Source organism: Nocardioides sp. Root122 (genome assembly GCF_001425025.1).
GTDB lineage: Bacteria > Actinomycetota > Actinomycetes > Propionibacteriales > Nocardioidaceae > Nocardioides.
This window is the reverse complement of the sequence record NZ_LMDE01000007.1, coordinates 1-1511: the sequence shown is the minus strand read 5'-3', so window position 1 is coordinate 1511 and position 1511 is coordinate 1. Positions and strand designations below refer to the sequence as shown.

The 1511-nt window shown below is 71.9% G+C and carries 1 protein-coding gene; it reads left to right on the top strand.

The features are described from left to right. Nucleotides 1-901 precede the first annotated feature (901 nt). A partial coding sequence (locus ASC64_RS22695; RefSeq protein WP_235563578.1) for a hypothetical protein occupies nt 902-1511 on the top strand: 610 nt, incomplete at its 3' end.

The following is a 1511-nucleotide window of genomic DNA, read 5'->3' as shown; positions in this document are numbered from 1 at the left end:
CGGGTGTCGGCGCACCAGCCCTGGAGCTGCTCGAGGAGGACGAGCCGCTGGAGGTTCTCCATCCGACCGGTGGGGCCGAACACCGTGGTCTCACCGACGGTGCTGGCGTCGAAGTGGGTGTGGACGACGACCTCCCGGGCGGGCGGCTGCTTGGTGGGCTCCGCGCCGACGCCGGCCAGGTCGAGTGCCGTCTGGGCGCGGGCGAGGTTGCCGAGCGCCTTGGACCGGCGGACACCGAGGGACTCGGTGGAGCCGAGGGCCTTCTGGACCGCGGCGTCCTGGGCGATGGCGTGGCCGAGGTCGAGGGCGTCGGCGATGCCGAGCACGGCGTCGNTGCAGGTCGGGTGTTGATACGCCGGCTCGTTCACCGGCTGCTCGACCATCTGGCGCTGGCGTCGAGGAGAGGTCGAGGGCGGTCTGGGCGCGGGCGAGGTTGCCGAGCGCCTTGGACCGGCGCACGTCGAGGGACTCGGTGGAGCCGAGGGCCTTCTGGACCGCGGCGTCCTGGGCGATGGCGTGGCCGAGGTCGAGGGCGTCGGCGATGCCGAGCACGGCGTCGAAGTGCATCGTGCCGCCGAAGTCGACGTCCTCGTCGTKCAASGTGGCGTGGCGGGGGTCGACGTACAGGTGCCCGTCCTCCGGGTCAGCGGTGGGGTCGGGTGCGCCGAGCTCGAACCGCTTGACCGTCTCCGCCACCAGCCGGTCCAGCTGCGCGGCACCGATGCGTCCGGCGACTGCGGCGACCTGCGCATCCACGTGCGCGGCCGCTTCGACTGTCAGGGTGGGGACGGTGTGGATCGTGGCTTCCGCGACGGACCGCGCCTTCCACGCGGGGACGACACCCGACTGGACCTGTGCCCACAGGCGCGGAAGGCGGTGACGCAGCTCCAACGCGTGGCCGATGAGCTTCTTCGCCGACGTGGTCGACATCCCCAGCACGGCGCCAAGCTCGGCGATGCAGAACTCCGCCACCAGCGGCGCACCCTCGCCGGCGATGGGTTCCTCGTGCTCGCAGCCGGGGACGGTGAAGGTCGCGGCGTGGTGGATCGACTCCGGCGGGTGCCTCGACCGTCAACGTGGGGACGGCGTGGATCGTGACCTCCGCCACGGACCGGGCCTTCCACGCCGGCACCGCACCCGACTGGACCTGCGCCCACAAGCGCGGGAGGCGGTGACGCAGCTCCAGCGCCTGGCCGATGAGCTTCTTCGCCGACGTCGTCGACATCCCCAGCACCGCACCGAGCTCGGCGATGCAGAACTCCGCCACCAGCGGAGCACCCTCACCCGCGATGGGTTCCTCATGCTCACACCCCGGCACGGTGAAGGTCGCRGCGTGGTGGATCGACTCCGGCGGGTGCAGGTCGGCCCAGCGGGCAGCGACGTCCAGGAGATCGGCGGCTGCACGGTTCTCGGTGGCCCGGCGATCACGAGCGAGCGCGAGCAGGGCAGTGGCAGAGAGGTCGTCTGCGACCCTCTCCGCGCCCTGCTTCACTGCCTCGCTCATGTGTTCG